Source organism: Acuticoccus sp. I52.16.1 (assembly GCF_022865125.1).
Lineage (GTDB): Bacteria > Pseudomonadota > Alphaproteobacteria > Rhizobiales > Amorphaceae > Acuticoccus.
Genome location: NZ_CP094828.1, coordinates 1028716 through 1054622, shown reverse-complemented (window position 1 = coordinate 1054622; position 25907 = coordinate 1028716). Strand labels below are relative to the sequence as shown.

21 protein-coding genes are annotated in these 25907 nt (G+C 70.0%); 6 read left to right on the top strand and 15 right to left on the bottom strand.

Annotated elements, in window-relative coordinates:
* Positions 1-7: 7 nt before the first annotated feature.
* From MRB58_RS04720 to MRB58_RS04695, 6 genes are all read right to left on the bottom strand, one after another.
* Positions 8-1279 (bottom strand): MmgE/PrpD family protein, encoded by a 1272-nt coding sequence (locus tag MRB58_RS04720; RefSeq protein ID WP_244780583.1) that lies wholly within the window; start codon positions 1277-1279, stop codon positions 8-10.
* Positions 1276-2130 (bottom strand): ABC transporter permease, encoded by an 855-nt coding sequence (locus MRB58_RS04715; protein WP_244780582.1) that lies wholly within the window; start codon positions 2128-2130, stop codon positions 1276-1278. The genes MRB58_RS04720 and MRB58_RS04715 overlap by 4 nt, the downstream gene beginning before the upstream one ends.
* 13 nt (positions 2131-2143) lie before the next feature.
* Positions 2144-3136 carry an ABC transporter permease gene (locus MRB58_RS04710; protein ID WP_371747231.1) on the bottom strand — a complete coding sequence of 331 codons (993 nt, stop codon included), beginning with the start codon at positions 3134-3136 and terminating at the stop codon, positions 2144-2146.
* On the bottom strand, positions 3133-4416 hold the full coding sequence (locus MRB58_RS04705) for a PotD/PotF family extracellular solute-binding protein (RefSeq protein ID WP_244780581.1): 1284 nt from the start codon (positions 4414-4416) through the stop codon (positions 3133-3135). The genes MRB58_RS04710 and MRB58_RS04705 overlap by 4 nt, the downstream gene beginning before the upstream one ends.
* A 110-nt stretch (positions 4417-4526) precedes the next feature.
* Positions 4527-5531, bottom strand: coding sequence for an ABC transporter ATP-binding protein (locus MRB58_RS04700; RefSeq protein ID WP_244780580.1), 1005 nt, complete (start codon positions 5529-5531; stop codon positions 4527-4529).
* A gap of 168 nt (positions 5532-5699) precedes the next feature.
* A complete protein-coding gene (locus MRB58_RS04695) occupies positions 5700-6329 on the bottom strand; it encodes a glutathione S-transferase family protein (RefSeq protein WP_244780579.1) in 630 nt (209 codons plus the stop codon).
* Between the two features lie 172 nt (positions 6330-6501).
* Between MRB58_RS04695 and MRB58_RS04690 the strand changes: the two genes are divergently transcribed.
* Positions 6502-7440, top strand: a complete 939-nt coding sequence (locus tag MRB58_RS04690) for a TAXI family TRAP transporter solute-binding subunit (protein WP_244780578.1) — start codon at positions 6502-6504, stop codon at positions 7438-7440.
* A 161-nt stretch (positions 7441-7601) separates the two neighbouring features.
* A complete protein-coding gene (locus MRB58_RS04685) occupies positions 7602-9476 on the top strand; it encodes a TRAP transporter permease (protein ID WP_244780577.1) in 1875 nt (624 codons plus the stop codon).
* A 91-nt stretch (positions 9477-9567) separates the two neighbouring features.
* Here the strand turns inward: MRB58_RS04685 and MRB58_RS04680 are convergent, their stop codons facing one another.
* Both MRB58_RS04680 and pobA read right to left on the bottom strand, forming a co-directional pair.
* On the bottom strand, positions 9568-10620 hold the full coding sequence (locus MRB58_RS04680; protein WP_244780576.1) for a trans-aconitate 2-methyltransferase: 1053 nt from the start codon (positions 10618-10620) through the stop codon (positions 9568-9570).
* 147 nt (positions 10621-10767) lie between these two features.
* A complete protein-coding gene (gene pobA / locus MRB58_RS04675; RefSeq protein WP_244780575.1) occupies positions 10768-11931 on the bottom strand; it encodes a 4-hydroxybenzoate 3-monooxygenase in 1164 nt (387 codons plus the stop codon).
* A 55-nt stretch (positions 11932-11986) separates the two neighbouring features.
* Here pobA and MRB58_RS04670 point away from each other — a divergent pair, with 55 nt between their 5' ends.
* Together MRB58_RS04670 and MRB58_RS04665 are read left to right on the top strand one after the other, a co-directional pair.
* Positions 11987-12868 carry a helix-turn-helix domain-containing protein gene (locus MRB58_RS04670; RefSeq protein WP_244780574.1) on the top strand — a complete coding sequence of 294 codons (882 nt, stop codon included), beginning with the start codon at positions 11987-11989 and terminating at the stop codon, positions 12866-12868.
* A 254-nt stretch (positions 12869-13122) separates the two neighbouring features.
* Positions 13123-15021, top strand: a complete 1899-nt coding sequence (locus MRB58_RS04665; protein ID WP_244780573.1) for an ABC transporter ATP-binding protein — start codon at positions 13123-13125, stop codon at positions 15019-15021.
* A gap of 3 nt (positions 15022-15024) precedes the next feature.
* Here MRB58_RS04665 and MRB58_RS04660 read toward each other — a convergent pair whose 3' ends face one another.
* From MRB58_RS04660 to MRB58_RS04650, 3 genes are all read right to left on the bottom strand, one after another.
* The gene (locus tag MRB58_RS04660) at positions 15025-15825 is read right to left on the bottom strand and encodes an EAL domain-containing protein (RefSeq protein WP_244780572.1); all 801 of its coding nucleotides are present in this window, start codon (positions 15823-15825) and stop codon (positions 15025-15027) included.
* A 100-nt stretch (positions 15826-15925) separates the two neighbouring features.
* Positions 15926-16891, bottom strand: coding sequence for a methylmalonyl Co-A mutase-associated GTPase MeaB (gene meaB / locus MRB58_RS04655; protein WP_244780571.1), 966 nt, complete (start codon positions 16889-16891; stop codon positions 15926-15928).
* Positions 16873-17448 carry a DUF1131 family protein gene (locus MRB58_RS04650; RefSeq protein ID WP_244780570.1) on the bottom strand — a complete coding sequence of 192 codons (576 nt, stop codon included), beginning with the start codon at positions 17446-17448 and terminating at the stop codon, positions 16873-16875. Before MRB58_RS04650 ends, meaB begins: the two co-directional genes overlap by 19 nt.
* 486 nt (positions 17449-17934) lie before the next feature.
* Here MRB58_RS04650 and MRB58_RS04645 point away from each other — a divergent pair, with 486 nt between their 5' ends.
* Positions 17935-19650 (top strand): IlvD/Edd family dehydratase, encoded by a 1716-nt coding sequence (locus tag MRB58_RS04645; RefSeq protein ID WP_244780569.1) that lies wholly within the window; start codon positions 17935-17937, stop codon positions 19648-19650.
* A gap of 129 nt (positions 19651-19779) precedes the next feature.
* On the opposite strand, the gene MRB58_RS04640 is transcribed toward MRB58_RS04645, so the two are convergent.
* From MRB58_RS04640 to MRB58_RS04625, 4 genes are read right to left on the bottom strand one after another with little or no spacing between them, the layout of a single operon-like run.
* On the bottom strand, positions 19780-20352 hold the full coding sequence (locus MRB58_RS04640; RefSeq protein ID WP_244780568.1) for a YdeI family protein: 573 nt from the start codon (positions 20350-20352) through the stop codon (positions 19780-19782).
* A gap of 8 nt (positions 20353-20360) precedes the next feature.
* On the bottom strand, positions 20361-20786 hold the full coding sequence (locus MRB58_RS04635) for a cytidine deaminase (protein ID WP_244780567.1): 426 nt from the start codon (positions 20784-20786) through the stop codon (positions 20361-20363).
* 2 nt (positions 20787-20788) lie between these two features.
* Positions 20789-22942, bottom strand: coding sequence for a methylmalonyl-CoA mutase (gene scpA, locus MRB58_RS04630; protein WP_244780566.1), 2154 nt, complete (start codon positions 22940-22942; stop codon positions 20789-20791).
* Positions 22943-22945: 3 nt separating this feature from the next.
* The gene (locus MRB58_RS04625; protein ID WP_244780565.1) at positions 22946-24283 is read right to left on the bottom strand and encodes a methylmalonyl-CoA mutase family protein; all 1338 of its coding nucleotides are present in this window, start codon (positions 24281-24283) and stop codon (positions 22946-22948) included.
* A 176-nt stretch (positions 24284-24459) separates the two neighbouring features.
* Between MRB58_RS04625 and MRB58_RS04620 the strand changes: the two genes are divergently transcribed.
* Positions 24460-25842, top strand: a complete 1383-nt coding sequence (locus tag MRB58_RS04620; RefSeq protein WP_244780564.1) for a dipeptidase — start codon at positions 24460-24462, stop codon at positions 25840-25842.
* The last annotated feature ends 65 nt before the right edge of the window (positions 25843-25907 follow it).

The following is a 25907-nucleotide window of genomic DNA, read 5'->3' as shown; positions in this document are numbered from 1 at the left end:
CGGCGGGTCAGGCCGCGGCGGTGAGGCGGGCGTACATCTCGGCCGCGTCGGTGCGGCCGGCTTCGGCGAAGAGCGCGCCGAACTTCGCCCGCAGCGCGTCCGCCTCGAGCGGCTGGTCCGCGTCGCCCGGCGCACCGTCCACCGTCGCGGCGAGGTGGCCGCCGTCGACGAGGTGGACCGTGGCGCGGGTCCGGCGCACGGGGAGGGCGGCGGTCATCGCCGGGTCGGCGACGACGGTGACGCGGCGCATGAGGTCGAGCGCGGCGGGGTCCTTCAAGGCCCTCGCGTAGCCGTCGGCGGTGATCTGCCAGCCGTGCGCGGCGAGGGCGAGCGTCGCCGGGATCGAGAAGCGCGCGCCCATGATGTTGACCGGCTCGCGCTCGGCGAGGTCGGCGGCCGGCACGAACGTTTCGATCTCGACCCGCGCGATGTCGCCGGCGGGGCGCCCGGCCGGCCAGGCGGCGCGGAAGGCCGCGAGCGCGCCCTGCGTCTCCCGGCACGAGGCGTCGACCTTCATGAAGTTGTTGGCGATCAGCCAGCGTTCGCCGAGGCCGGCGGCGGCGGCCCGCGCGTCGAACGCGCTGCCGATCACCTTGCCGAAAACGGCCTCGATGCCGCCCGGCTCGGGCGTGACCCCGGCATCGAACAGGTCGAGCGCGAGGAGGCCGTTGCGCGCGGCGACGCCGACCCAGGCGGACCGGATCGTGCCGCCCTTCATCGGCGCGGTGACGCTGGTGGCGAGGCCCAGTCCGCCGGCCATGTCGAGGATCGCGGCGAAGGCGGCCGGATCCCGGCGCGTCAGGTGGGCGGCGGCCGCGGCAGCGCCGATCGCGCCCCAGGTGCCGTGGCCGTGCGCGTCCGCCCGCAGGCTGGTGCCGGCGCCGACCCGCGCGCCGACCTCGTAGCCGACCAGGAAGGCGTCGAACCGGGCCGCGTCGTCCGCGCCGAGATGGGCGGCGACGGCGAGCGCGCCGGCCGCGGCGTGGGCGGCGGGATGGCTGCCCGTGTCGTAATGGCCGTCGTCCAGCTCCAGCGCGGTGGCGGCGAAGCCGAGGACCAGCGCGAGGTTGCCGTAGGCGGCCTTCAGCCCCGTCAGCGGCTCGGTGACGCCATGGCCGGCGAAGCGCTTGGCGAAGACGGCCACCTCCGGGTCGGTGAGCCCGGCGACCATGCAGGCGACCGTGTCGGCATAGACCCCGGCGGCATGGGCGCGGGTGGCGGCGGGCAGGCGCTCGGCGGTGAAGCCGGCGAACGCTTCGGCGAGGGGCGCGGCGATCATTTCGCCAGCCGCGCCCGCCTGCGGCCGAGCACCGTGATCAGCGCCAGCGACACGCCGATCACGCACAGCGACACGCCCGTCACCACCGTGCCGAGCGCGTAGACCGACGGGGTCGTCACCGTCTGCGTCAGGCCGCGCAGCTCGAGCGGCAGCGTGTTGCGCCCACCGATCGCCTGGCTGGTGCGCGCCAGTTCGTCCCACGACAAGGTGAAGCCGAAGAGGCCGATGCCGATCAGCGACGGCGCGATGATCGGCAGGATGACGAGCCACAGCGTCTGCCACGGCGAGGCGCCGAGGTCGCGCGCCGCCTCCTCGAAGCGCCGGTCGAAACGGTTGAAGGCGGCGAGCAGGATGAGGAGACCGAAGGGGAGCGTCCAGGTCAGGTGCGCGCCGAGCGCCGAGGTGAAGAGCCCCGTCGACGTCTGGTGGCCGGTGACGACCTCTTTGACCACATCGTCGAACAGGCGGAACTCCAGCCCGATGCCGAGCGAGACGACGATTGACGGCACGATCAGCGACGCGATCACCGTGTAGAACAGCAAGGTCGCGCCGCGGAATCCGAGGCGGTAGGCGAGCGCGGCGGGCAGCGAGATCGCCAGCGTCAGCGCCGCGACCACCGCGCCGAGGCGCAGCGAGCGGTAGAACGCGGCCCAGATGTCGACCACGCCGACACCCTTCCACAGCTCGACGAACCAATGGGTGGAGAGGCCGCGCATGGGGAAGGTGAGCCCGCCCTCCGGCCCCTGGAACGAGAGGGCGAAGATCGCGAACATCGGCCCGTAGAGGAAGAGCACGAAGAGGGTGAAGATGCCGGCGAGGACGTAGAAGCGGCGGCCCCGGTTCTCGCTCATCGGTGGGTCTCGCTCATAGCTCGCGCCTCACGTCCACCAGCCGCGTCATCGCGAAGATGATCATCAGCACGGCGCCGAGGAGCACCACCGCGTTGGCGGCGGCGATGGGGAACTGCAGATACTGCATCTGCACCTGGATGGTCTTGCCCACCGAGGCGATCTGCTGCCCACCCATGACGCCGACGGTGATGTAGTCGCCCATCACGATGGTGATGACGAAGATCGAGCCGATGACGATGCCCGGCCGGCACAGCGGCGCGATGACCGAGAGCGCGATGGTCCAGATCCCGGCGCCGGCGTCGCGCGCGGCCTCCATGATCTCCGGGTCGATGCGCAGCATGGAGTTCACGATCGGGACCATCATGAACATCGTGTAGAGGTGGATGAAGGCGAGGATGACCGCGAAATCGGAATAAAGCAGCCACTCCTGCGGCTCGGAGACGATGCCGAGCGACATGAGCGTCTGATTGACGAGGCCGTTGCGGCCGAGCAGCGGGATCCACGCCATCATCCGGATGACGTTGGAGGTCCAGAACGGGATCGTGCAGATGAGGAAGAGGGCGATCTGCGTCGAAGTCTTCTTCACCTCGAAGACGATGAACCAGGCGAGCGTAAAGCCCAGGAGCAGCGTCACCGCCCAGACGATGAAGCAGAATTTCAGCGTCGACAGATAGGTTTTGAACGTGACGCAGAGGTCCGGCAGCTTGGCGACGCAGCCGTAGAACACATCACTATAGTTCGTAGTGACGACCGCTGGTTCGATGGAATACTGCGTGTATTCCCAGAACGAGACGATGATGGTGAGGATCAGCGGTCCCACGAAGAAGAACGCCATGACGAGGATCAGGGGGCTCGCCAGGGCGTAGGGCTGGTCGAGCAGGCTCTTGCGGCGCTTCACGCCATGGGCGGACGCCGCGTCGCTGTCCGGGGTGACGAGCGCTGTGTGCGCTCGCCCTCCGGCGGTGGGGGCGCGGGCGCCCCCGGTGGCCTGCTCGGTCGTGGTCACGACGCGACGAACTCGTTCCACTTGCGGACCATGTAGACGTTCTCGTCCATGACCGCGTTCCAGCAGGAGATGGCGCCGAGCCGCTCCTGATAGGAGCCGCCGTCGCGGGTGGTGCCGGCCTTGGCCAGCAGCTGGCCGGACGGGGACATGATGTCCTGCTCGGCGGGCTTGCCTTCCATCCAGTAGGCCCACTCGTAGGGCTCCATGTTCTCCTTGGCGGTGGAGAGCACGGCCGAGTAGTAGCCCTGGCGGTTGAGGAAGGCGCCGGCCCAGCCCGACAGGAACCAGTTGATGAAGTCGTAGGCGGCGTCGAGCTTCTTGCCCTCGGCGGTCGACGGCAGGCCGAAGCCGGCGGCCCACGCGCGGTAGCCCTCCTTCAGCGGCTGGTAGACGCAGTCGATCCCCTGCGTGCGCACGGCGGTGACGGCCGGCGACCACATGGACTGGATGACCACCTCGCCCGAGGCCATCAGGTTCACGCTCTCGTTGAAGTCCTGCCACAGGGCGCGGAACTGGCCGGCGCGCTTGGCCTCGATGAGCGTGTCGACGGTGAGGTCGATCTCCTCGCGGGTCATGTTGCCCTTGTCGGCATACTGGTGCTTGCCGAGCGCCTCGACGACGAGGGCGGCGTCCATGATGCCGATCGAGGGAATGTTGAGGATCGAGGCCTTGCCCTTGAACTCGGGGTTCAGAAGCTCGGACCAGCTCTCGATCGGACGGCCGATCAGGTCGGGGCGGATGCCCAGCGTGTCGGCGTTGTAGACGGTCGGGATCAGCGACATGAAGCCGGTCGGCTCGTCGGCGAAGTCCTTCGCCTCTTCGCCGGGCAGCCAGATCACCTTCTTCGGCGCCGTGCCCTGGTCACCCACGGCCTTGCCGTCGATGGTGCCCTCGGTGAACAGCGTCGTGATGTTGTCGGACTCCTTGATCTTCGAGGTGTCCATGCCCTTCAGGTTGCCCGTCGGGACGACGTTCTTCAGCGACATGTACTCGATGTCGACGAGGTCGAAGGTGTTGGGCTGCGTCACCACGCGCCGCGTCACCTCGTCGGTGGTGACGGGGATGTACTCGATGACGATGCCGAGGTCCTCTTTGACCTTCGCGGCGATCTCGGCCGACTGGTTCACCGCGGTGCCGAGGTAGCGCAGGGTGACGGCTTCCTGCGCACGGATGGCGGGGGCGAAGAGGTTCGACGAGGCGGCCAGCGCGGTGGTGGCGGTGGCACCGTAGAGGAACTTGCGGCGGTTCAGGCCGCCGGGACGGCTCGGACGGTCGGTCATAGATGCTCCATCGCTTCTCGTTGAACTGCGGCTTCTCGAGCCGTCCGCGCCCGTCGCGGCGTCTGGGCCGGCGGGGCGGAGTGGGGGAAGGGGGGCCGCACGCCGGGCGCTCAGGCCGCGGCGCGGGTTTCGTCGGCCTCCGGGCGGCCGAGCGCGACCACGTCGCCGTCGCGCCAGTCGAGACCGACCGTGTCGCCCTCGCTGACCGGACGGGCGAGCATCGCGTCCTCGCCGACGATCGCGGCGAGTTCGTCGCCGCCGCCGAGCCGCACCAGCACGTAGTGGCCCTGGTACTCGACGGAGGAGACGGTGGCGGTGCGCCGGCCGGCGGCGACGTCGACGATCTTCAGCCGGTCGGCGCGCAGCGACACCTGGCGCCCCGCCTCGGTCAGCACGTTGTGCGAGCCGATGAAGCGGGCGACGAAGGCGGTCCTGGGTGTGTCGAACACCTCGCGCGGGGTGCCGGACTGCTCGATGTGGCCGTCCTTCATCAGCACCACGAGATCGGAGAGGGCGAGCGCCTCGTCCTGGCTGTGGGTGACGTGGACGAAGGTGATGCCGAGGTCGTGCTGCAGGCGCTTCAACTCGGCGCGCATCCTGAGGCGCAGGGTCGGGTCGAGGGCCGACAACGGCTCGTCGAGGAGGAGGATCGACGGGTCGGTGACGAGCGCGCGGGCCAGGGCGACACGCTGCTGCTGACCGCCGGAGAGTTCCGCCGGGCGGCGCGCGGCGTACTTGGTCATCTCGACCAGGTCCAGCCGCCTCATCGCCTCTTCACGGCGCTTGGCCTTCTTCATCCCGCGCACCCGCAGCGCGAAGGCGACGTTGTCGACCACGCTCATGTGCGGAAAGAGGGCGTAGGATTGGAACATCATCGCCGTGCCGCGCTCCGCCGGCGGCAGCCCGGTGACGTTGCGCCCGCCGAGGATGACGTCACCGTCCGAGGCGACCTCGTGGCCGGCGATCATGCGAAGGGTGGTGGTCTTGCCGCAGCCGGACGGGCCGAGGAGGCAGCAATAGGCGCCCGCGGGGACCTTCAGATCCACACTGCGCACCGCGGTCACGTCGCCGTAGCGCTTGGCGACACCGATGAGTTCCAGCTCTGCCTCGTGCAACCGCCTCTCCCCCCATGTGCCGTTTAATGCAGCAAGTCCTATGCCATGGCGGGCGTCAAGAGAGCGCCGCGAGGCATGGGACAAAGGCGGACAGAGTCGGGCGGTGCTGGTCGGGGGGCGCCGCGCGCGCCGGGCGCGGCGCCGGTCGTCGGACGGCGCGAAGGCGCCTCAGGGCATCGGGATCTCTTGCTCGGTCGGCACCATGTAGCCGCGCTTCACCGCGGGGCGCGCGGCGATCGCGAGATACCAGCGCTTCACGTTGGGGAAGGCGTTGATGTCGACCCCGTGCCACTCGAACCGCGCGGCCCACGGCCATGTCGCGACGTCGGCGACGGAGTAGGAGCCGGCGATGTATTCCTGGTCCTGGAGCTGCTTGTCGAGCACCCCGTAGAGCCGCTGCGTCTCCTTCAGGAAACGGTCCTCGGCATAGTCGGACTTGCCCTTGTTGAAGCGGTGGAAGTGGTGGGTCTGGCCGAGCATGGGGCCGAAGCCGCCCATCTGCCACATCAGCCACTCGATTGCATGCCAACGATCGGCACTTTCCGTCGGCATCAACTTGCCTGTTTTTTCGGCAAGGTAGAGGAGGATGGCGCCCGACTCCATCAGCGACAGGCCGGTGTCGTTGTCGACGATCGCGGGAATCTTGTTGTTCGGCGCGACCTTGAGGAACGCCGGGTCGAACTGCTCGTCCTTGGTGATATTGACCGAATGGACGGTGTAGGCGAGCCCGACCTCCTCGAGCATGATGGAGACCTTGCGCCCGTTGGGCGTCCCCCACGTATAGAGATCGATCGTCATGGCGGTTCCTCTCTTCTTGAGTTGCGGCGCTTTAGCACGGCGTTGATTGCGCAGGCCATATTTTGAGGGGCAGCGGCAACCGGATCCCGGCGGGCCTTGCTCCGAATGGCCAATCCATTAATATACCAGTCCAAGGAGCGGCGAATGACAGCCGCCCAGTGGGAGGATATTTATGAAGAGCCATCTCCTGGCCGCAGTCGCGGTCGGCGCCGTCTTCGTGGCCGGCTCGGCCGAAGCCCAGCAGATCCGCCTGATGACCGGACCGCAAGGCGGCTCCTGGTACCCGCTCGGCGGTGCCATCCAGAACATCGTCGAAAGCAATGTCGACGGTGCGAGCGTGCAGGTTCTGCCGGGCGCGGGCATCGCCAACGTGAAGGCGATCGAGGCCGGCAAGGCGCAGATGGGCTTTGCCAACTCGGTGTCGACCGTCGACGCCATCCAGGGCAACGCCCCGTTCGAGGGCAAGGCGACCAACATCTGCAACGTCGCGACGCTCTACCCGCAATATTTCCAGGTCATCGCGTTGGCCGACTCGGGTATCAACACCCCGGCCGACCTCGCCGGCAAGGCCGCGGCCGTGCAGCCGAAGGGCAACACGGGTGAGGCGATCACCGGCCACCTGATGCAGTCGATCGGCACCAGCTACGACGAGCTGCCGCGCGTCAACCACGGCTCGTACACCGACTCGGTGTCCCTGATGAAGGACGGCAACGCCGAGTGGTTCAGCCTCGGCACCACCGTCCCGGCCGGCGCCGTGATGGATCTGGCCTCCGCGCGCGACATCAAGGTCGTGCCGATCGAGGGCGAGGCGCTCGCCAAGATGCAGGAGCTGAACCCCGGTTATAAGCCGATCACCATCAAGGCCGGCTCCTATCCGGGGCAGGACGAGGACGTGCAGACGATCGGCTACGCGACGCACATCATCGCGCAGTGCGACCTCGACGCGGACCTCGTCTACAACGTCCTGAAGAACCTCGCCGACCATGTCGGTGACCTCTCCTCCATCGCCAGCGCGATGAAGGGTGCGACCCCCGAGGACATGGGCCGCGATATCGGCGTGCCGCTGCACGAGGGCGCCAAGCGCTTCTACGACGAGGCCGGCGCCAGCTGAGGCGCGGACTCCTTCACCGGCCTCCCGTGGAGGCCGGCCATGTGTCTGCGCGGCGCTGCCGGCCCGATCCGCACACCAGGACGGACCGGCGGCGCCGTTGCGCTTTTTCCCTGACGGCTGGGTGAAGAGGACGCCGGCGCGATCCGCTGGCGGCGTGCGCCATGATGAAACGACTGACTTCGAACTGGGGGGTGACCGCGGTGGGGGCGGTCGCCCTGACCATGTCGCTCTACCACCTCTGGGTGGCCTTCTTCGGCCCGCCGGATGCTCAGAAATTCCGCGCGATCCACCTGACCTTCGTCATGGCGATCGCGTTCCTGATGCTGCCCGGCCGCGGCTATCGCGACCCGCAGACCGGCAAGCCCGGCATCTTCGACATCGTCCTGCTGGTGATCGCCGTCGCGGCGTCGACCTATCCGATCTTCTTCTACGACTACTTCGTCAACCGCATGTACTATGTGGATGAGCTGAGAATCGCGGACTTCGTCTTCGGTTCGGCGCTCATCCTGCTGGTGCTGGAGGCGACGCGCCGCGCGGTCGGCTGGGCCTTGCCGGCGACGGCGGCGGCCTTCCTCATCTACACGCTGGTCTGGATGGGCTTCGGGCTCGAGATCACGCTCGACCAGCTCTACCTGACGACCGAGGGCATCTTCGGCATCCCGCTCGGCGTCTCGGCGACCTACATCGTTCTCTTCATCCTGTTCGGCGCCCTCGTCGAGCGGTCCGGCGCGGGCCGGCTCTTCATGGACTTCGCCATGAGCCTCACCGGTCACGCGGCCGGCGGTCCGGCGAAGGTCGCGTGCGTCACCTCGGGCCTCTTCGGCTCGGTGTCGGGCTCGGCGGTCGCCAACGTCATGACGACCGGCGTCTTCACGATCCCGCTGATGCAGCGCATCGGCTACAAGAAGGGATTCTCCGGCGCGGTCGAGGCGGTGGCCTCCACCGGCGGCCAGATCATGCCGCCGATCATGGGCGCGGCCGCCTTCGTGATGGCCGAGTTCCTGGGCATCGGCTACCTTGAGGTCGCAGCCTTCGCGCTGTTCCCGGCCATCCTCTATTACGTCGCGCTCTTCATGGCGGTGCACTTCGAGGCCAAGCGCACCGGGATGGTCGGCCTGCCCCGGTCCGAGCTGCCGAGCCTGAAGGAAACGCTGCTGACGCGCGGCCACCTCTTCCTGCCGCTCATCATCATCATCGTGACGCTGCTGATGGGCTACTCGGCGCCGCTCTCGGCGCTGGCGGGCATCGTGTCGGTGGTTCCGACGGCGATGCTGCGCAAGGAGACGCGCAAGGACATCAGCCTCGACATGATCGGCGACGCGCTGATCTCGGGTGCGAAGAACACCGTGCCCGTGGCGCTCGCCTGCGCCTGCGCCGGCATCGTCGTCGGCTGCATCACGCTCACCAACCTCGGCACCGAGTTCACCGGCCTCGTCATCGCGGTCTCGCAGGACTCGCTGGTGCTGGCGCTGGTGCTGACGATGATCGCGGGCATCGTCCTGGGCATGGGGATGCCCACCACGCCGGCCTACATCGTCCAGGTGGCGCTGCTGGTCCCGGCGCTGGTGAAGCTCGGCGTCATGGTCGAGGCGGCGCACATGTTCGTCTTCTACTATGCGATCCTCTCGGCCATCACGCCGCCGGTGGCGATGGCGGTCTATGCGGCCAACGGCATCTCGCGCGCGGGGCTGTGGGATACCGGCTTCGCGGCGCTGAAGCTGGGCGCGACGGGCTACATCATCCCGTTCATGTTCGTCTTCGGCCCGTCGATCCTGCTCATCGGCGAGTGGCCGGTGATCGTCACCACCTTGATGACGGCGCTGATCGGCGTGGTCTGTCTCGCCGGCGGCATGACGGGCTTCCTGATCGCCCGCGCGTCGATCGTCGAACGGCTGATCCTGATCGCGGCGGCCATCACGCTGATCAAGCCGGGGCTGTGGACCGACCTGACCGGCATCGCGATGGCGGGGGCGGTGCTGGCCTTCCAGTACGTCGTCGGCCGCAACGCCCAGCTGTCGAGCAAGCCGGCGCAGTAACCCGGCCGGCAGCATCGCGGACACGAACGAAAGGCGCGGGGGGGCCCCCCGCGCCTTTTCTCGTGGTCGGTGCCGAGGGTGTGGGCGGCGGTCAGGCTCTGGCTTCGAGCACCATGTTGAACGGGCTGTCGGCGACGCGGCGCACGCTGGAGAAGCCGCCCTCGTTGAGGACGCCGGTGAGCGCGGCCTCGCCCGCCTGCGCGCCCAGGGCGCGGCCGGTCTCCTGCGCCAGCGAGGCCGGCACGCAGATCATCGTGGAGCCCCCGTAATAAAGCCGGCCGATAGGGTTGAGGTTTTCCTCCAGCCGGTCGGCGGCCTGCGGCTCGACGACCATCAGCGTACCGCCGGGGGCCAGCGCCCGGCGCACGTGCGCCGCCGCGCCCACAGGGTCGCCGAGGTCGTGCAGGGTGTCGAAGAAGGCGACGAGGTCGAAGTCGCGGCCGGGGAAGGACGTGGCCGCCGCCACCTCGAAGGTGACGCGCTCGGAGACGCCGTGCTCGGCGGCATGCTCGCGGGCGGCGGTGACGGACCCTTCGTGGAAGTCGTAGCCGACGAAGCTCGAGCGGGGGAACGCCTCGGCCAGCATGATGAGCGCATGGCCGTGGCCGCATCCGACATCGGCGACGCGCGCGCCGGCCTCGAGCCTTGCCACCATCCCGCCGAGCGCCGGGATCCAGCTGCCGAGCAGCTCGTTGCGATAGCCGGTGCGGAAGAAGCGCGCCATGGCGCAGAAAAGGCAGCCCTCGCGGCTGTCGTAGTCGATGCCTTCGCCGGAGCGGAAGGCGGCGAGGACGCTGTCGGCCTCGCGCGAGATGGAGCCGGCGAGGTCGACCGCGCCCATCATGAAGACCGGGCTGTCCTCCACCGCGAACACCATGGCGTGCTCGGGCGGCAGGGCGAAGCGGCGGGTGGCGGGGTCGTAGGTGAGATACTCGGAGGCCGCCTGCTGGGCGAGCCATTCGCGCACGTAGCGTTCGGCGCAGCTCGTCGTCGTCGCGAGCTCCGCGGACGTCATCGGCCCGTGGGCATAAAGGGCCTTGTAGAGGCCCAGCTTGTCGCCCAGGCGGGCGAGGGTGACGCTGGTCGCCGCCCCCAGATCGCCGAGCATGCGCCCGACGAACGCCTCCAATCGCTTTTGATCCATCTCGCTCTCCGGATTTTGTAGGAGCGTACGCCCCACTTGCGGGGGGCAGATGGTGGCGATGGACCGCGCCGGGTGTGCTGGCGAGCACTGCGCCGGCCGGCGGTGGCGGGGTAGGGCCGGCGATCGGCCCTCGGGGGCCGGCGCGGGTCAGGTGAGCAGGCCGGTATAGTTGCGGGCAAAGGTCGTCTGGGCCGAGTCGGACCGCTCGATCTGGGCCAGCTCCGCCTCCTGCAGGCGCTGCTCGAAGGCGCTCTGGCCGGGGAAGCGGTGCAGCAGCCCGGTGAGCGAGACCGAGAAGCGGATCGCCGCCCAGACCCGCTCCAGCGCGCGGTCCGAGTAGGTGGCGAGCGCGGCCGTGTCGCCGGCGAAATGGGCGCTCATCAGCTCCGCGAGGAGGGCGACGTCGCCGATCGCGAGGTTCAGCCCCTTCGCCCCGGTGGGCGGCACGATGTGCGCCGCGTCGCCGGCGAGGAAGAGATTGCCCCATCGCATCGGTTCGCACACGAAGGAGCGCAGCAGCGCGATCGACTTCTCGATCGACGGCCCGGTGACGATCGCCTCGGCCGCGTCGTGCGGCAGGCGCCGGCGCAGCTCGTCCCAGAAGCGCTCGTCGCTCCACCCCTCGACCGTGTCGTCCGCCGGCACCTGAACGTAGTAGCGCGACAGATGGGGGTTGCGCATGGAGGCGAGGGCGAAGCCGCGCGCGTGGTTGGAGTAGATCAGCTCGTGCGACACCGGCGGCGTCTCCGACAGGATGCCGAGCCAGCCGAACGGGAAGACGCGCTCGTACTCGGTGCGGGCGTCCGCCGGGATGGTCTGCCGCGAGACGCCGTGGAAGCCGTCGCACCCGGCGACGAAGTCGGCCTCGATCTCGTGGCTGCGCCCGTCCTTGTGCCAGGTGACGCGGGGGCGGCCCGTGACGTCGTGGAGGGTGACGTCCTCGGCGTTGTCGATGATGGTGCTGCCGGCGGCGTCGTGCGCGGTGTAGAGGTCCTTGGTGATCTCGGTCTGGCCGTAGACCATGACGGCCCGGCCCGCCCGCTCGGCAAAGTCGATCCGGAACTGGTGGTTGGTGTGGCCGAGGGCGACGCCGTGGTGGATCTCGCCTTCGCCGTCCATCCGCGTGCCGACGCCTGCGCGGCGAAGCGTCTCGACCGATCCCCATTCGAGGACACCGGCGCGGATGCGCGACAGGACATGGGCCCGGCTGCGTCGCTCGAGAAGGACCGTCGCGATGCCATTTTGCATCAATAATCGGGCGAGGAGAAGACCCGCGGGCCCTCCGCCGATGACTACCACCTGTGTTTTCATTGGTCTGGTCCTCCCTATGTGAGTGTGCGACCGAGGGCGCCCCTCGGGAATGGACGTGGACGCCTCAGACTTGCACTATTCGAACCTCGACACCGCCAGGATTCCCAAGTTCGAGCTATACGGAGAGCGCGCGCTTCTGCCGGATGTGGTCCATTGCGAGACGATCGCCGATCGGTCGAGCTTGCACGGATGGGCCATCCAGCCGCACCGCCACGAACGTCTGCACCAGTTCCTCCACCTCGCCGAAGGCAGTGCCACGGTGCTGTTGGAAGACCGCGAATCGACCCTGTTGCGCGCCGCTGTCGTGAACCTGCCGGCAGGATCGGTGCACGGCTTCCGCTTCGTGCCGCAAACCAAGGGAACGGTGCTGACCGTCCCGGTCGAAGCGCTGGACGCGACCTTGGGTGCCTGCCCCATGCTGGGAACGGCGGCGATCGTCGATGCCGGGCCGCGTCTGGCGACGCTGTTCGGCGACGTGGCCGACGAGTTCGCCGAGACGCGGCCGGCGCGCAGCCAATGCCTCGCGGCGGTGGCGACGCTGATCGCCGCACGCGTCGCCGAGCAGATCGCCCCGGAGGTCGGCAGTGAGGGCTCGCCCCTGATCCGCCGCTTCGAGGCGCTGCTGGAGACGCATTACCGCAACCACTGGCGCGTGGCGGACTATGCGTCCGCCCTCGGCATCTCGACCACGCACCTGTCGCGACTGACACGCGCCGAGATGGGCGGCGGCGCCTCGCGCGTGATTGAGATGCGCCTCATGAAGGAGGCGCGGCGGCTGCTGGCCTACACGGCGCACCCGGTGGGGCGGATCGCGGTGGATCTCGGCTTCGTCGACCCCGCCTACTTCACACGCGCGTTCACCCGCTCGGCCGGCATGACGCCGTCCGCCTTCCGCGCCCGCGTCGCCGAAGGACCGGTGCGCACCGCAGAGGCCTGAACCGCCGCGGCCCGCCCCGAAGCGCAGGGGGCGCCGGGCACGGCGGGGGGCGCCGCCAGGGCCGGAGCCCTATATGATGGGCCAGCCACCGGGGCGTCGACCGGGACGGGCCCGCCGCACGTGCGGCCGGCGCCGGTCGCGGGCCCGTCACCGGGCACCACCGCGGGAGGCGGCGCGCGCCTTGCGTCTATCCGGCCGCCCCTCGAGTTGCGCGAGTGACGGCTCACTCTGCGAGCCCTGCGAAGAGGTACCGTGTGAAGCCCATCATCCGAACGCCCGATCCGGAGAGCCTGCCGGACGAGGAGCCGTTTACCCGCCTGTTCCGCCCGTTCGAGTCCCTGATCGACCCCTTCCGCGCCTACGACGACACGCGACCGCCCGGCGCCCTCGTTCCCTTCCTCAAGTGGAGCCTGCGGGACGTGCGCTGGCCGGTCGCGATGCTGGCGGTGTTCTCGCTGGCGGTCGGGGCGACCGAAGGTCTCGTCTTCTATCTCGTGGGCGGCTTGGTCGACCGGGCCGCGGCCGCGGGACCGGAGGCGCTGTTCGCGCAGGAGTGGCCCTGGCTCGCCGGCATCGTCGCGGTGGTGGTCTTCGCCAAGCCGCTCACCCAGCTCGGGCAGAGCGCGATGACCTCGCTCGCCGTCGGCCCCGGCCTCAACCCGATGACCATCTGGCGACTGCACCGGCACACGCTCGGCCAGTCGATGCGCTTCTTCGAGGAGGACTTCACCGGCCGCATCGCCCAGAAGCAGACGCAGACCTCCAACGCGCTGACCAGCGTGGTGGTCGACTCGCTCTCCTCGCTGGGCATGCTGGCGGCCTACATCGTCACCATCGTCATCCTGCTGGCCACGGCCGAGCCGCTGCTGGCGGCGGTCGTCGTGGTGTGGGCGGTCGGTTTCTGCCTGGCGCTGCGCTGGGGCGTGCCGCGGATCCGCGCGCGGGCCAAGGCCCGGGCGGCCGCCCGCGCGACGGTCACCGGCCAGCTGGTCGACAGTCTGAGCCATATCAAGACGGTCAAGCTCTTCGCCCACGCCAACCGCGAGCAGGAGGCCGCGCGCAAGGCGATCGCCGCCTTCCGTAAGGCCGGCATCGCCTTCGGTCGCGGCATGATGGCGATGCGTGTCATCCTGGCGGTCATGAATGTGGCGCTGACGCTGGCGCTGATCGGCCTCTCGCTGTGGCTCTTCCACACCGGCGAGGGGACCATCGGCGTCATCGCCATGGCCTCGATCATGACGCTGCGGCTGAGCGCGATGTCGAACTGGATCGCGCAGTCCGCCCTGTCGATCTTCGGTGAACTGGGCACCATCGAAGATGGCGCGCACACCCTCTCCCCGCCGCACGACATCGTCGACGAGCTGGACGCCGTGGAGCCCCGCGGAACCCGCGGCCACGTGGAGTTCCGCGACGTCACCTTCCGCTACGGGCGGCCGGTCGGCGGCGTCTCGGGCCTCACGCTCGACATTGCGCCGGGGGAGAAAGTGGGCCTCGTCGGCCGCTCGGGCGCGGGCAAGTCGACCGCCGTGTCGCTGTTGTTGCGCCTGCACGACGTGGAGGGCGGCGACATTCTGCTCGACGGGACGGACGTGCGCCAGCTCTCGCAGGACGGGCTGCGCCGCGCGATTTCGACGGTCACGCAGGAGACCGCGATCTTCAACCGCTCGGCGCTCGACAACATCCTCTACGGCCGGCCGGAGGCGGGACGCGACGCGGCGTATGCGGCCGCACGCCGGGCCCGCGCGCACGACTTCATCACCGACCTCGCGGACATGAAGGGCCGCCTCGGCTACGAGGCGCATCTGGGCGAGCGGGGCGTGAAGCTCTCCGGCGGCCAGCGCCAGCGGATCGCGCTCGCCCGTGCCATCCTCAAAGACGCGCCGATCCTTGTGCTGGACGAGGCGACCAGCGCGCTCGACAGCGAGGTCGAGGCCGACATCCAGGATGCGCTCGCCGGGGTGATGGTGGGCAAGACCGTCATCGCCATCGCGCACCGCCTGTCGACCATCGCCGCGATGGACCGCATCGTGGTGCTGGACGCCGGCCGCGTGGTCGAATCCGGGCCGCATGCCGAGCTGTTGGCCAAGGGCGGCCTCTATGCCGAACTCTGGGCCCGCCAGTCCGGCGGCTTCCTGGTGGAGGCGGCGGAGTGACCCTCAGGTCGCCGAGGGGACCGTGCCGGCGTAGGTGTTGACGCCGAGCGTGATCGGCCCACCGAAGCTGACCGCGGGCACCTGCTCGAAGGCGGGGCGGGCGAAGTAGTAGCCCTGGAACAGCTCGACCCCCATGTCGACCAGGAAGCCGTATTCGTCGGCCGTCTCGATCCCTTCCGCGACGATGGTGATGTCGAGGTCGCGCGCGACGGTGAGGATCGCGTTGATGATCGCCTGCCGCACGCGGTCGTGCTGCAACTCGCGCACGAGGTGACGGTCGATCTTCACCACGTTGGGCACGAACTCGGCGAGGAAGCGAAGCCCCGCGAAGCCGGCGCCGAAGTCGTCGATCGCGGTGATGAAGCCGCAGGAGGCATAGTGCCTGGCGATCCGCCGCAGGTGCGCCACATCGGCGACGCGCTCATGCTCGGTGAACTCGAACATCAGCCGGGTGAGGGGAAAGTCGTACTCCTTGGCGGCCCGCAGTGTCGCGCGCAGGCAGCGCACCGGGTCGTAGACCGCGTTGGGCATGATGTTGAGCGAGAGCTTCGCGTCGGTCTTGCCGAACAAGGCGGAGGCCAGGCGGATCGCCGAGACGCGGGCCTCCTGGTCGAACTGGTAGCGGTTGGTGGTGTCGAGCTGGGACAGGACGGTCTCGGCGCCTTCCCCCTGGGGCCCGCGCACCAGGGCCTCGTAGGCATAGACCTCGCGGGTCATGACGTTGACGATCGGCTGAAAGGCGAACGTGAATTCGAACCCGAGCCCGTCGTCCGGCTGACATTGTCGACAATAGTCCCGCGGCATAACCCGTCGCGCTCCCAAACTGTCCCGAAGCGGTAGCAGGTGAGACTGGCGGGGGCGTTGCGCGCGCGTTCGCGGGAACCGGAGCCGGAGTGCTGGGCGGTCAGCCGGGGAGGCGGCCGAGGATGTCCTGGGCGGCGGCGCTGGGGGCGAGGTCGCCGCGACGCACGGCCTGCGTCGCGGCGTCGAGCGCCTCGCCGGCGCGGGCCGCCAGGTAGGCCTGCAAGCCGTCGGCGATCATGTCGCGCATCCACACCACGTTCTGCTCGCGCCGCCGCTCCGCCAGCGCGCCGGAGGCGGCCAATCGGTCGCGGTGTGCCGTCACCGAGGCCCACAGCGCGGCGAGCTTCTCGCCGGTGCGGGCCGAGACCGTGAGGATCTCGGGCGGTGCGTCGGCGGCGAGGATCTTGACCGCGCTCAACAATTCCGCCGCGGCCTGCCGCGCGGGGTGCAGCGCGTCCCCGTCCGCCTTGTTCACGGCGATGATGTCGGCCCGCTCCAGGAGGCCCTTTTTTATGCCCTGCAACTCGTCGCCCGCCCCCGGCAGCATCAGCGCCAGGAAGGTGTCGACCATGTCCGCCACCGCCAGCTCGGACTGGCCGACGCCGACCGTCTCGACGATGATGACGTCGAACCCCGCGGCCTCGGCGAGCAGCATCGCCTCGCGCGTGCGCGCCGCGACGCCGCCGAGCGAGCCGGCCGAGGGGGAGGGGCGGATGAACGCCTCGCGCCGCGCGGCGAGGTTGGCCATGCGCGTCTTGTCACCCAGGATGGCGCCGCCGGTGCGGGTCGAGGAGGGGTCGATGGCGAGGACCGCCACGCGGTGTCCCTCGTCGATCAGCAACGTGCCCAGCGCGTCGATCATCGTGGACTTGCCGACGCCGGGGACGCCGGTGATGCCGACGCGCACGGCCTCTCCGGTCGCCGGCAGCACGGCCTGGATCAGCGCCGCCGCGTCGGCCCGGTGCTCCAGACGGCGCGATTCGACGAGCGTGATCCCCCGCGCCAGCGCGGCACGCTCGCCGGAGCGGATCCGGGCGGCGAGGTCGTCTAAGCCTTCGCGTGCCACACGATTCGCTGCAGCTCGGCGTCCTTCAGAGCCTCGTTGGGAGGAAGTTCGTCGAAGGGACCGTCATATTGCGGGATCGAAAATACAAGGCTGATGTGGGGCGCCCCGCGCGCCTTGCACACCGCCATGCCGCGCCACAGGTTCTCGCCGACGCGGCAGTCGCGGCGGGTCACGCGGGCCTGGCCCATCGTCATGCCGATCCGCTCGCCGTTCGGCCCCGCCAGGTGCTGCGACACGCCGTGGATCTCCTCGACGGTATTGTCCGACCCCTTGAAGAACTGCACCGCCTGCACCTCGCCGATGAACGCGGCGTGGGTCCACTCGGTGCGGGTCTCGTTGGCGGTCTGGATGGTGCGGATCTCGGCGCCGGGGGCGACGACGGCCATCTCCGCCTCGCGGTAGGGCGTGCCGGAGCGCACCGGGCCGATGCCGTCGTCGGTCATCACCAGCCAGGTGCTGGAGGAGACCCGGTCTTCGGTGAGGGGTTCGGACGGACCGGCGACACAGCCGGCGAGGGCGGCGGAGGCGGCGAGAACGAGAGCGAGGGAACGTGGCATGAATTGAACGCCTTTGGAGGCCAAAGCGCCCGCACCCTGAGCATCCCACCCTTGAACGAAGCCCGAAGCGCGAATGCGCAATTGTTCCGAACCCCGGCCGCCGGGCAAGGTCTACGATGCGGCGTGGCCGATCGGCCACAGCGCGATCCACGAAAAAGCGCCGCCCCGGAGACCCGGAGCGGCGCGATCGACTGAAAGACATGGCTCGAAACGATGCCGCCCACCGGAAAAGCCGAGGGTGGGGGCCTGTCCGGGCGGGAGCCGCCTTGAAAAAGGGGGCGGTCCGACCCGGACGAAAGCGCTTGGTGAAATTCCCGCGCACCCGGAAACGGCCCGGTTGGCGGTGCCGATCGGGCCCGTGACCCGCCGACGCCCCTGATCTAAGCGAGCATTCCGTCGGCCGTTGTGCTGTAGATCACTGCATAAGCGATCGAACGCACGGGCCGCGCCGCCGCGCACCGGCGCTCGAAGAAACGGGGGAGACCGATGGCAAACGACAAGAAGACCGGCATGCGCCAGGGGCTGGCGAACTACGGCGACGCGGAGTTCTCGCTGTTCCTGCGCAAGGCGTTCATCAAGGCGATGGGCTACTCGGATGCGGCGTTGGAGCGGCCGATCATCGGTATCACCAACACCTACTCCGGCTACAATGCCTGCCACCGCAACGTCCCCGAGATCATCGAGGCGCTGAAGCGCGGGATCATGCTCGCGGGCGGCCTGCCGGTCGACTTTCCGATCGTGTCGATGCACGAGAGCTTTTCGCACCCGACCTCGATGTTCCTGCGCAACCTGATGGCGATGGACGCCGAGGAGATGATCCGCGCCCAGCCGATGGACGCGGTGGTGCTGATCGGCGGCTGCGACAAGACGGTGCCGGCGCTGCTGATGGCCGCCGCCAGCGCCGACAAGCCGGCGATCCTCACCGTGACCGGGCCGATGATCACCGGCAGCTATCGGGGCGAGCGGCTGGGCGCCTGTACCGACTGCCGGCGCCTGTGGGGCCAGCACCGCGCCGGCAAGATCGACGCCGAGGAGATCGAGGAGATCTCCGGCGCGCTGGCACCCGGACCGGGCACCTGCATGGTGATGGGGACCGCCTCGACGATGGCGCTCGTCTCCGAGGCGATGGGGATGATGCTGCCCGGCGGTGCGGCGATCCCCGCCGTCCACGCCGACCGGCTGCGCCACGCCGAGGCGACGGGCGCCCGCGTGGTGGAGATCGCCGCCGAGGGCCTTCGCCCGCGCGACATCATGACCGAGGCCTCGATGGCCAACGCGGTGCGCGTGCTGCAGGCGATCGGCGGATCGACGAACGGGGTCGTCCACCTGGCGGCGATCGCCGGGCGCCTGGGCTTCGACTTCGACCTCGCGGCCATGGACCGGCTGGGCGCGGAGACGCCGGTGCTCGTCGACCTCAAGCCCAGCGGGCAGCACTACATGGAGGATCTCTACAAGGCCGGCGGCCTGACCGCGGTGCTGCGCGAGATCGAGGACCTCGTCGACACTTCCTGCATGACGATCACCGGCAAGACCGTGGGCGAGAACCTCGCCGAGGCCGCCCCGGCTTGGACGCAGGACGTGGTGCGCACGGTCGCCGACCCGATCCACTCCGGCGGCGGCATCCGCCTGCTGCGCGGCAACCTGGCGCCGGGCGGGGCGATCGTGAAACAGGCGGCGGCGACCGAGCGGCTCCTCACCCACACCGGCCGCGCCGTGGTCTTCGCCTCGCTGGAGGACATGGCCGCGCGGATCGACGATCCCGACCTCGACGTCACCGCCGACGACGTCCTGGTGCTGCAGAACGCCGGTCCCAAGGGCGGGCCCGGGATGCCCGAGGCGGGCTACCTGCCGATCCCGAAGAAGCTCGCCGCAACCGGGGTGAAAGACATGGTGCGGATCTCGGACGCGCGCATGTCCGGCACCGCCTTCGGCACCATCGTCCTGCACATCTCGCCGGAGGCGGCCGAGGGGGGGCCGCTGGCGCTGGTGCGCACGGGCGACATGATCCGCCTCGACGCTCCCGCCGGCGAACTAGAGCTGATGGTGGACGAAGACGAGCTGGCGGTGCGACGTGCCGCGTGGACCGCACCGGCGCACACCCGCGCCACCCGCGGCTACGCCAAGCTCTACTTCGACGAGGTGTTGCAGGCCGAAGACGGCTGCGACTTCAATTTCCTGCGTGCCACCCCACGGCCGGTCTGACGCGGCAGCGGAGGGGCGGGGAGGCGACCCGCAGCCTGATCGGCACGGGACCGGCGCGCGCGGTGCCGCCTCGATCCGGGGCCGCGCGCGCCGGTCGACGCGCGCGCCCCGATGCTCCGCGCGCGGCGATCAGCGGTCGTTGACGCCGCGGCCGGAGAGGATCTTGTCGCGATATTTCGCGATCCGCGCGACCCGCGTCTCGGCCTTTTTCGGTTCGCCGAAGTAGATCGCGTAGTACCGTCGGCGTCCCGGCGTCAGCGCCTCGAAGGCGGCCTGGAGCGCGGCGTCGGCCTCGAGCGCCGCCGCCAACTCGTCCGGCAGGTCGAAGCCGGCCGGCTTTTCGACACGGACGCCGGCCTCGGCGAGCCCGACCGCCTCGTGGATGTAGGCGGTCAGCGTCGCCTCGGCAGCGGTGATCCCGGCGACGCTCGTGAACATCGCGCGGCGGCCGTGGCGCGAGTTTTCGCCCGGTGCCTCGAGGATGCCGGCGGGGTCCTTCAGCAGCGACCCGCGCATGAAGGCGAGCCCGATCGCGGCCTTCAGCCGGTGCAGCAGCACAATGTTGTGGCCGCCCCACGTATAGCAGGGCTGGTGCCACTTCACCTCCTCGGTCAGGCCGGTCGCGAGGACGATGCGGCGCAGCGCGGCGGCCTCCTCCTGCCACTCGGTCCGCTCGAAATAGGCGTCGATCTCGTCCGGCATCGCGGGGCCTAGAGACGTTCGGGGCCGAAGGCGTGCGGCAGCAGCGCGCCGAGCGTCGTCGCCAGCACCTCGTCGCCGCTGACGTCGCTGACGATGACGCGGGCCTGCGGGCCGGCGAACTCGTTGATGATCTGCCGGCAGCGTCCGCACGGCATCGCCATCGCCGAGCCTTCGGGCTCCGCGGCGCGGTAGCCCACCACGGCGACATGGGTCAGCCTGCGCGCGCCGGCGAGCGCGGCGGCCATCACCGCATTGGTCTCGCCGCAGAGCGACAGGCCGTAGGAGGCGTTTTCCACATTGGCGGCGGCGAAGACGCGCCCGTCCTCGGCGCGGACCGCCGCGCCGACGTGGAAGCCGGAATAGGGGACGTAGGCGCGGGCCGCGGCCTCGCGCGCCGCGGCGACGAGCGCGGCATCCTCCTCGGCGAGCGTCACGGCTACTCCGCGGCCTGACGCGGGGCGTAGCCGTGACGCCGGTTCAGCTCCATGATGAGCCCCTCGGCGGCGTCGGCGATCACGGTGCCGGGCGGGAAGATCGCCGCCGCGCCCATCTCCTTCAGCTCGGCAATGTCGCCCGGCGGGATCACCCCGCCGATGGCGATCAGCACGCCCTGCGCACCCTCCTCGGCGAGCGCGTCGCGCAGCTCCGGCAGCAGCGTCAGGTGCGAACCGGCCAGCGACGACACGCCGACGATGTGGACGTCGTTGTCGACCGCCTGGCGGGCGCATTCCTCGGGGGTGGCGAAGAGGGGGCCGATGTCGACGTCGAAGCCGAGGTCGGCGAAGGCCGAGGCGATGACCTTCTGGCCGCGGTCGTGCCCGTCCTGACCCATCTTGGCGACGAGGATGCGCGGGCGGCGGCCGTCCGCCTCGGCGAACGCGTCGGCCATGCGGCGGACGTCGTCGATACGCTGGCCCATCTTGCCGGCCTCCCGTTTGTAGACGCCCGTGATCGCCTTGATCTCGGCGGTATGGCGGCCGAAGGCGCGCTCCATCGCGTCGCTCATCTCGCCCACGGTGGCGTGCGCGCGGGCCGCGTCGATGCACAACGCCAGCAGGTTGCCGTTCCCCTTGGCGCCGTTCTCCAGCGCGGCGAGGGCGGCCTTGGTGGCGGTCTCGTCCCGCTCGGCGCGGAGCTTTTCGAGCTTGGCGAGCTGGCGGCGGCGCACGTCGGCGTTGTTCACCTTGAGGACCTCGACGCCCTCGTCGACGTCCGGGCGGTACTTGTTGACGCCGACGACCGTCTGCTCGCCGCTGTCGATCTTCGCCTGCGCGCGAGCGGCGGCTTCCTCGATCCGCAGCTTGGGGGTGCCGGCCTCGATCGCCTTCGCCATGCCGCCGAGGCTCTCCACCTCTTCGATATGCGTCAGCGCGCGAGCGGCGAGGTCGTGCGTCAGCCGCTCCACCGCGGGCGAGCCGCCCCACGGGTCGATGAACCGGGTCGTGCCGCTCTCCTCGGCGATGACGAGCTGCGTGTTGCGGGCGATGCGGGCGGAGAAGTCCGTCGGCAGCGCCAGCGCCTCGTCGAGCGCGTTGGTGTGGAGCGACTGCGTGCCGCCCTGGGTCGCCGCCATCGCCTCGATCATCGTGCGGGCGACGTTGTTGTAGACGTCCTGCGCCGTCAGCGACCAGCCGGAGGTCTGGCAGTGGGTCCGAAGCGACGTGGAGCGGGGGTCCTTGGGGGCGAATTCCTTCTGCACCAGCGTCGCCCACAGGTAGCGGGCGGCGCGCATCTTGGCCACTTCCATGAAGAAGTGCATGCCGATGGCCCAGAAGAACGACAATCGCGGCGCGAACTTGTCGACGTCGAGCCCCGCGCGGACGCCGGTGCGGATGTATTCCAGCCCGTCGGCGATGGTGTAGGCGAGCTCGAGGTCCGCCGTCGCCCCGGCCTCCTGCATGTGGTAGCCGGAAATCGAGATCGAGTTGTACCGCGGCATATGCTCGGCGGTGTAGGCGAAGATGTCCGACACGATCCGCATCGACGGGCGCGGCGGATAGATGAACGTGTTGCGGACCATGAACTCTTTCAGAATGTCGTTCTGAATGGTCCCGGACAGCTTGGCCTGCGGCACGCCCTGTTCTTCGGCGGCGACGATGTAGAGCGCCAGCACCGGCAGCACCGCCCCGTTCATCGTCATCGACACCGACATTTCGTCGAGCGGGATCCCGTCGAACAGGGTGCGCATGTCGAGGATGGAGTCGATCGCCACGCCCGCCATGCCGACGTCGCCGGTGACGCGCGGATGGTCGCTGTCGTAGCCACGGTGCGTGGCGAGGTCGAACGCGACGGAGAGGCCCTTCTGCCCGGCGGCGAGATTGCGCCGGTAGAAGGCGTTGGACTCCTCGGCCGTGGAGAAGCCGGCGTACTGGCGGATCGTCCACGGCTTCTGGACATACATCGTCGGGTAGGGGCCGCGGATGAAAGGCGCCTGGCCGGGGATGGTGCCGAGGGGGAGGTCCGCCACGGCGTCCGCGCCGGTGAGGGGGGCGACGGCGATGCCCTCGGCGGTCGTCCACGGGGCGTCGTCGGCGGGGCCTTCGGCCGCGGGGGCCTTCTTGTAGGCGAGGGTGCGGAAGTCGGGAACCATGGCTCAGCCTCCGAAGGACGCCGCGACGCGCACCGGCGTCAACGGGGGACAGGTGGCGGCGTCGCCCGCCGGTGCGGCGGCGATGTCGGCGAACGGCGTGCCGCCGGCGGCGGCGGCCTGCAACCCGGCGAAGTCGCGGGCGACGGGCGCGCCGGCGGGCAGCGGCGCGGCGGACGGCTCCGGTGGCACAGCGGCGGGCGTCTGAGGCGGGTGGATCGTCACGCCGATCATGGCGCGCTCCTTGTCCTTCAGGCGCTCGAGCTGGGTGGCACGGTCGGTGGCGACCATCTCGGCGAGCTTGCCGGTGGCGACGGCGTCGCCCTCGCTCTCGAGGAGCTGGAAGCGGCTCCAGGCGATCTCGGCCAGCTCGTCGGTGAAGGCCTCGACCGCGCCTGCGCCGGCACCGGGGTCGGACAGGCGGCCGACGTGCGATTCCTCGATCAGCAGCGTCTGGATGTTGCGGGCCATCCGGCGGGCGAACGGCGTCGCCGCCGCGTCGAACGGCAGCACCGACACCGAATCCGCGCCACCGACGCCGGCCGAGAAGGCGGCGATGGTGAGGCGCAGCAGGTTCGTCTGCGGGTCGTTGAAAGCCAGCATGCGGTGCAGCGTCTCGCCGTGCAGCATCAGCGGCGCGGTCAGGCCGACGGCCTCCGCCATCAGTGCGTGGAGCCGTCGGGCGGCGCGAAACTTGGCGATGGTGGCGAACTGGTTCTCGCTCGCCGAGAGCGCCATCGCCGTCGCCGCCAGCGCCTTGTCCGCGCCCAGGCCGCCCGCATCGGCGAGGCGCATCATCGTCGCCATGGCGTGGAGAGCGAAGGCGATTTCGGTCGCGGGGGCGGCGCCGGCCTCGGCGGCGATGCGCCCGTCGGCCAGCAACGCAGTGCCCGGCGCGCCGATCGCCTCGATACCGGCGACCGCGTCGACCAGGGCCACCGGGTCGAGCCAGGGCGGCGCAGCGCCGGTGAAGGCGAAGGCGCCGACCGGGTCGATCCCGGCGTGGAGGCTGGCCGGCCGGCTGCCGCGTCGCTCGGCGAGAGCGGCGAAGAGCGCGGCGGCGGCGAGGCCGGAGGAGCCGGCGGCGAGGCGAATCGGCACCAGGTCGAGCACGACGCCGGCGAGCGCAGCGTCGAGGTCGGCGACGGTGCCGACGCTCAGGCCGCGGCCGAACGCGGATGGGGCGCCGGCGAACACCAGCTCCAGCACCGCGGCGCCGCTCTCGAGGTCGGCGAGGGCCTGCGCGGCGGTGCCGGACGCGTCCGCCCGCGCGACGACCTGCCACGGCCCGGCATAAGGGCGCCCCAGATAGCAGGGTTCGGCCGCCGCATAGAGCGGACCCATCCTGAGACCGCTCGCGGTCTCGGTATCCAGCGTCTCAAGGCTTTGGCCTTTGAGGGCTTTTTCCGCCAGCGGGCGCCACGCCTCCAATAAGGAAGCTTGCGCTGAAGTGCTCATACTGCTTTCCCCCCGAGTGCATTATTGTCAGACGATGCCGGAAGGCAACCGGGAGGACCCTCATGAACATCGACGCGATCCTCAAGCGCATCGACGACGATCTCGACCAGAGCCTGGAGCGCCTGTTCGCGCTGCTGCGGATTCCGTCGATCTCCACCGACCCCGCCTACGACGCCCAGTGCCGCGAGGCCGCGACCTGGATCAAGGACGACCTCGCCTCGCTCGGTTTCGCCGCCGAGGTGCGCGACACCGAGGGCAAGCCCATGGTCCTCGCCAAGCCGGCCGAGGGTCCCGAGAGCGGTAAGCCGCACATCCTCTTCTACGGCCACTACGATGTGCAGCCCGTCGATCCCCTGGAACTGTGGGACGAGGAGCCCTTCGCGCCGCGCGTCGTCACCCGCGAGGACGGCTCGAAGATCATCGTCGCGCGCGGGGCCTGCGACGACAAGGGCCAGCTGATGACCTTCATCGAGGCGGTGCGCGCGATCCTCGCCGTCGAGGGCAAGCTGCCGGTGCCGGTCTCGGTGCTGATCGAGGGCGAGGAGGAGTCCGGCTCGCCGAGCCTTCCGGGCTTCCTCGCCAAATCGGCCGACGAGATCCGCTGCGATGCCGCCTTCGTGTGCGACACCGGCATGTGGGACGCGGCGACGCCGGCGATCGCGCTCAGTCTGCGCGGCCTGGTGGGCGACGAGATCACCGTCAAGTGCGCCAACCGCGACCTGCATTCGGGCCAGTTCGGCGGCCCGGCGCGCAACCCCAACCACGTCCTCGCCAAGATCATCGCCGACCTGCACGACGAGACCGGCCGCGTCACCGTGCCGGGATTCTACGAAGGCGTGACCGAGACCCCGCCCGAGACGCTGGAAAACTGGGCCAACCTCGACATGACGGCCGAGAAGTTCCTCGGCCCGATCGGCCTGGAGACGCCGGCGGGCGAGGAGGGGCGCACGGTCCTCGAACAGGTGTGGGCGCGGCCGACGCTGGAGGTGAACGGTATGTGGGGCGGCTACACCGGCGCCGGCTTCAAGACCGTCATCCCCGCCGAGGCGCACGCCAAGATCTCCTTCCGCCTCGTCGGCGATCAGGACCCGGACAAGCTGCGCGAAGCGTTCCGCGCCTTCGTGGCCGAGCGGGTGCCGGCGGACTGCACGGTCGAGTTCAAGAAGCACGGCAACGGGCCGGCCTTCCGCGTGCCGGGCGACTGGCCGATCCTCGAGATCGGCCGCCGGGCGCTCGCCGAGGAGTGGGGCAAGGAGACCGCGATGGTGGGCATGGGCGGCTCGATCCCCATCGTCCACGACTTCAAGCACGGGCTCGGCATGGACACGCTGATGATCGGCTTCGCGCTGGAGGACGACAACGTCCACTCGCCGAACGAGAAGTTCAACATGTCCTCGTTCCACAAGGGCATCCGCTCCTGGGCGCGGGTGCTGGCGGCGCTCTGAGCCCGGAGGGGCGTCGCGGCCCCGGCGGGGCATCGGCGCCCCGGCCGGACGGGGGAGGCGGCCTG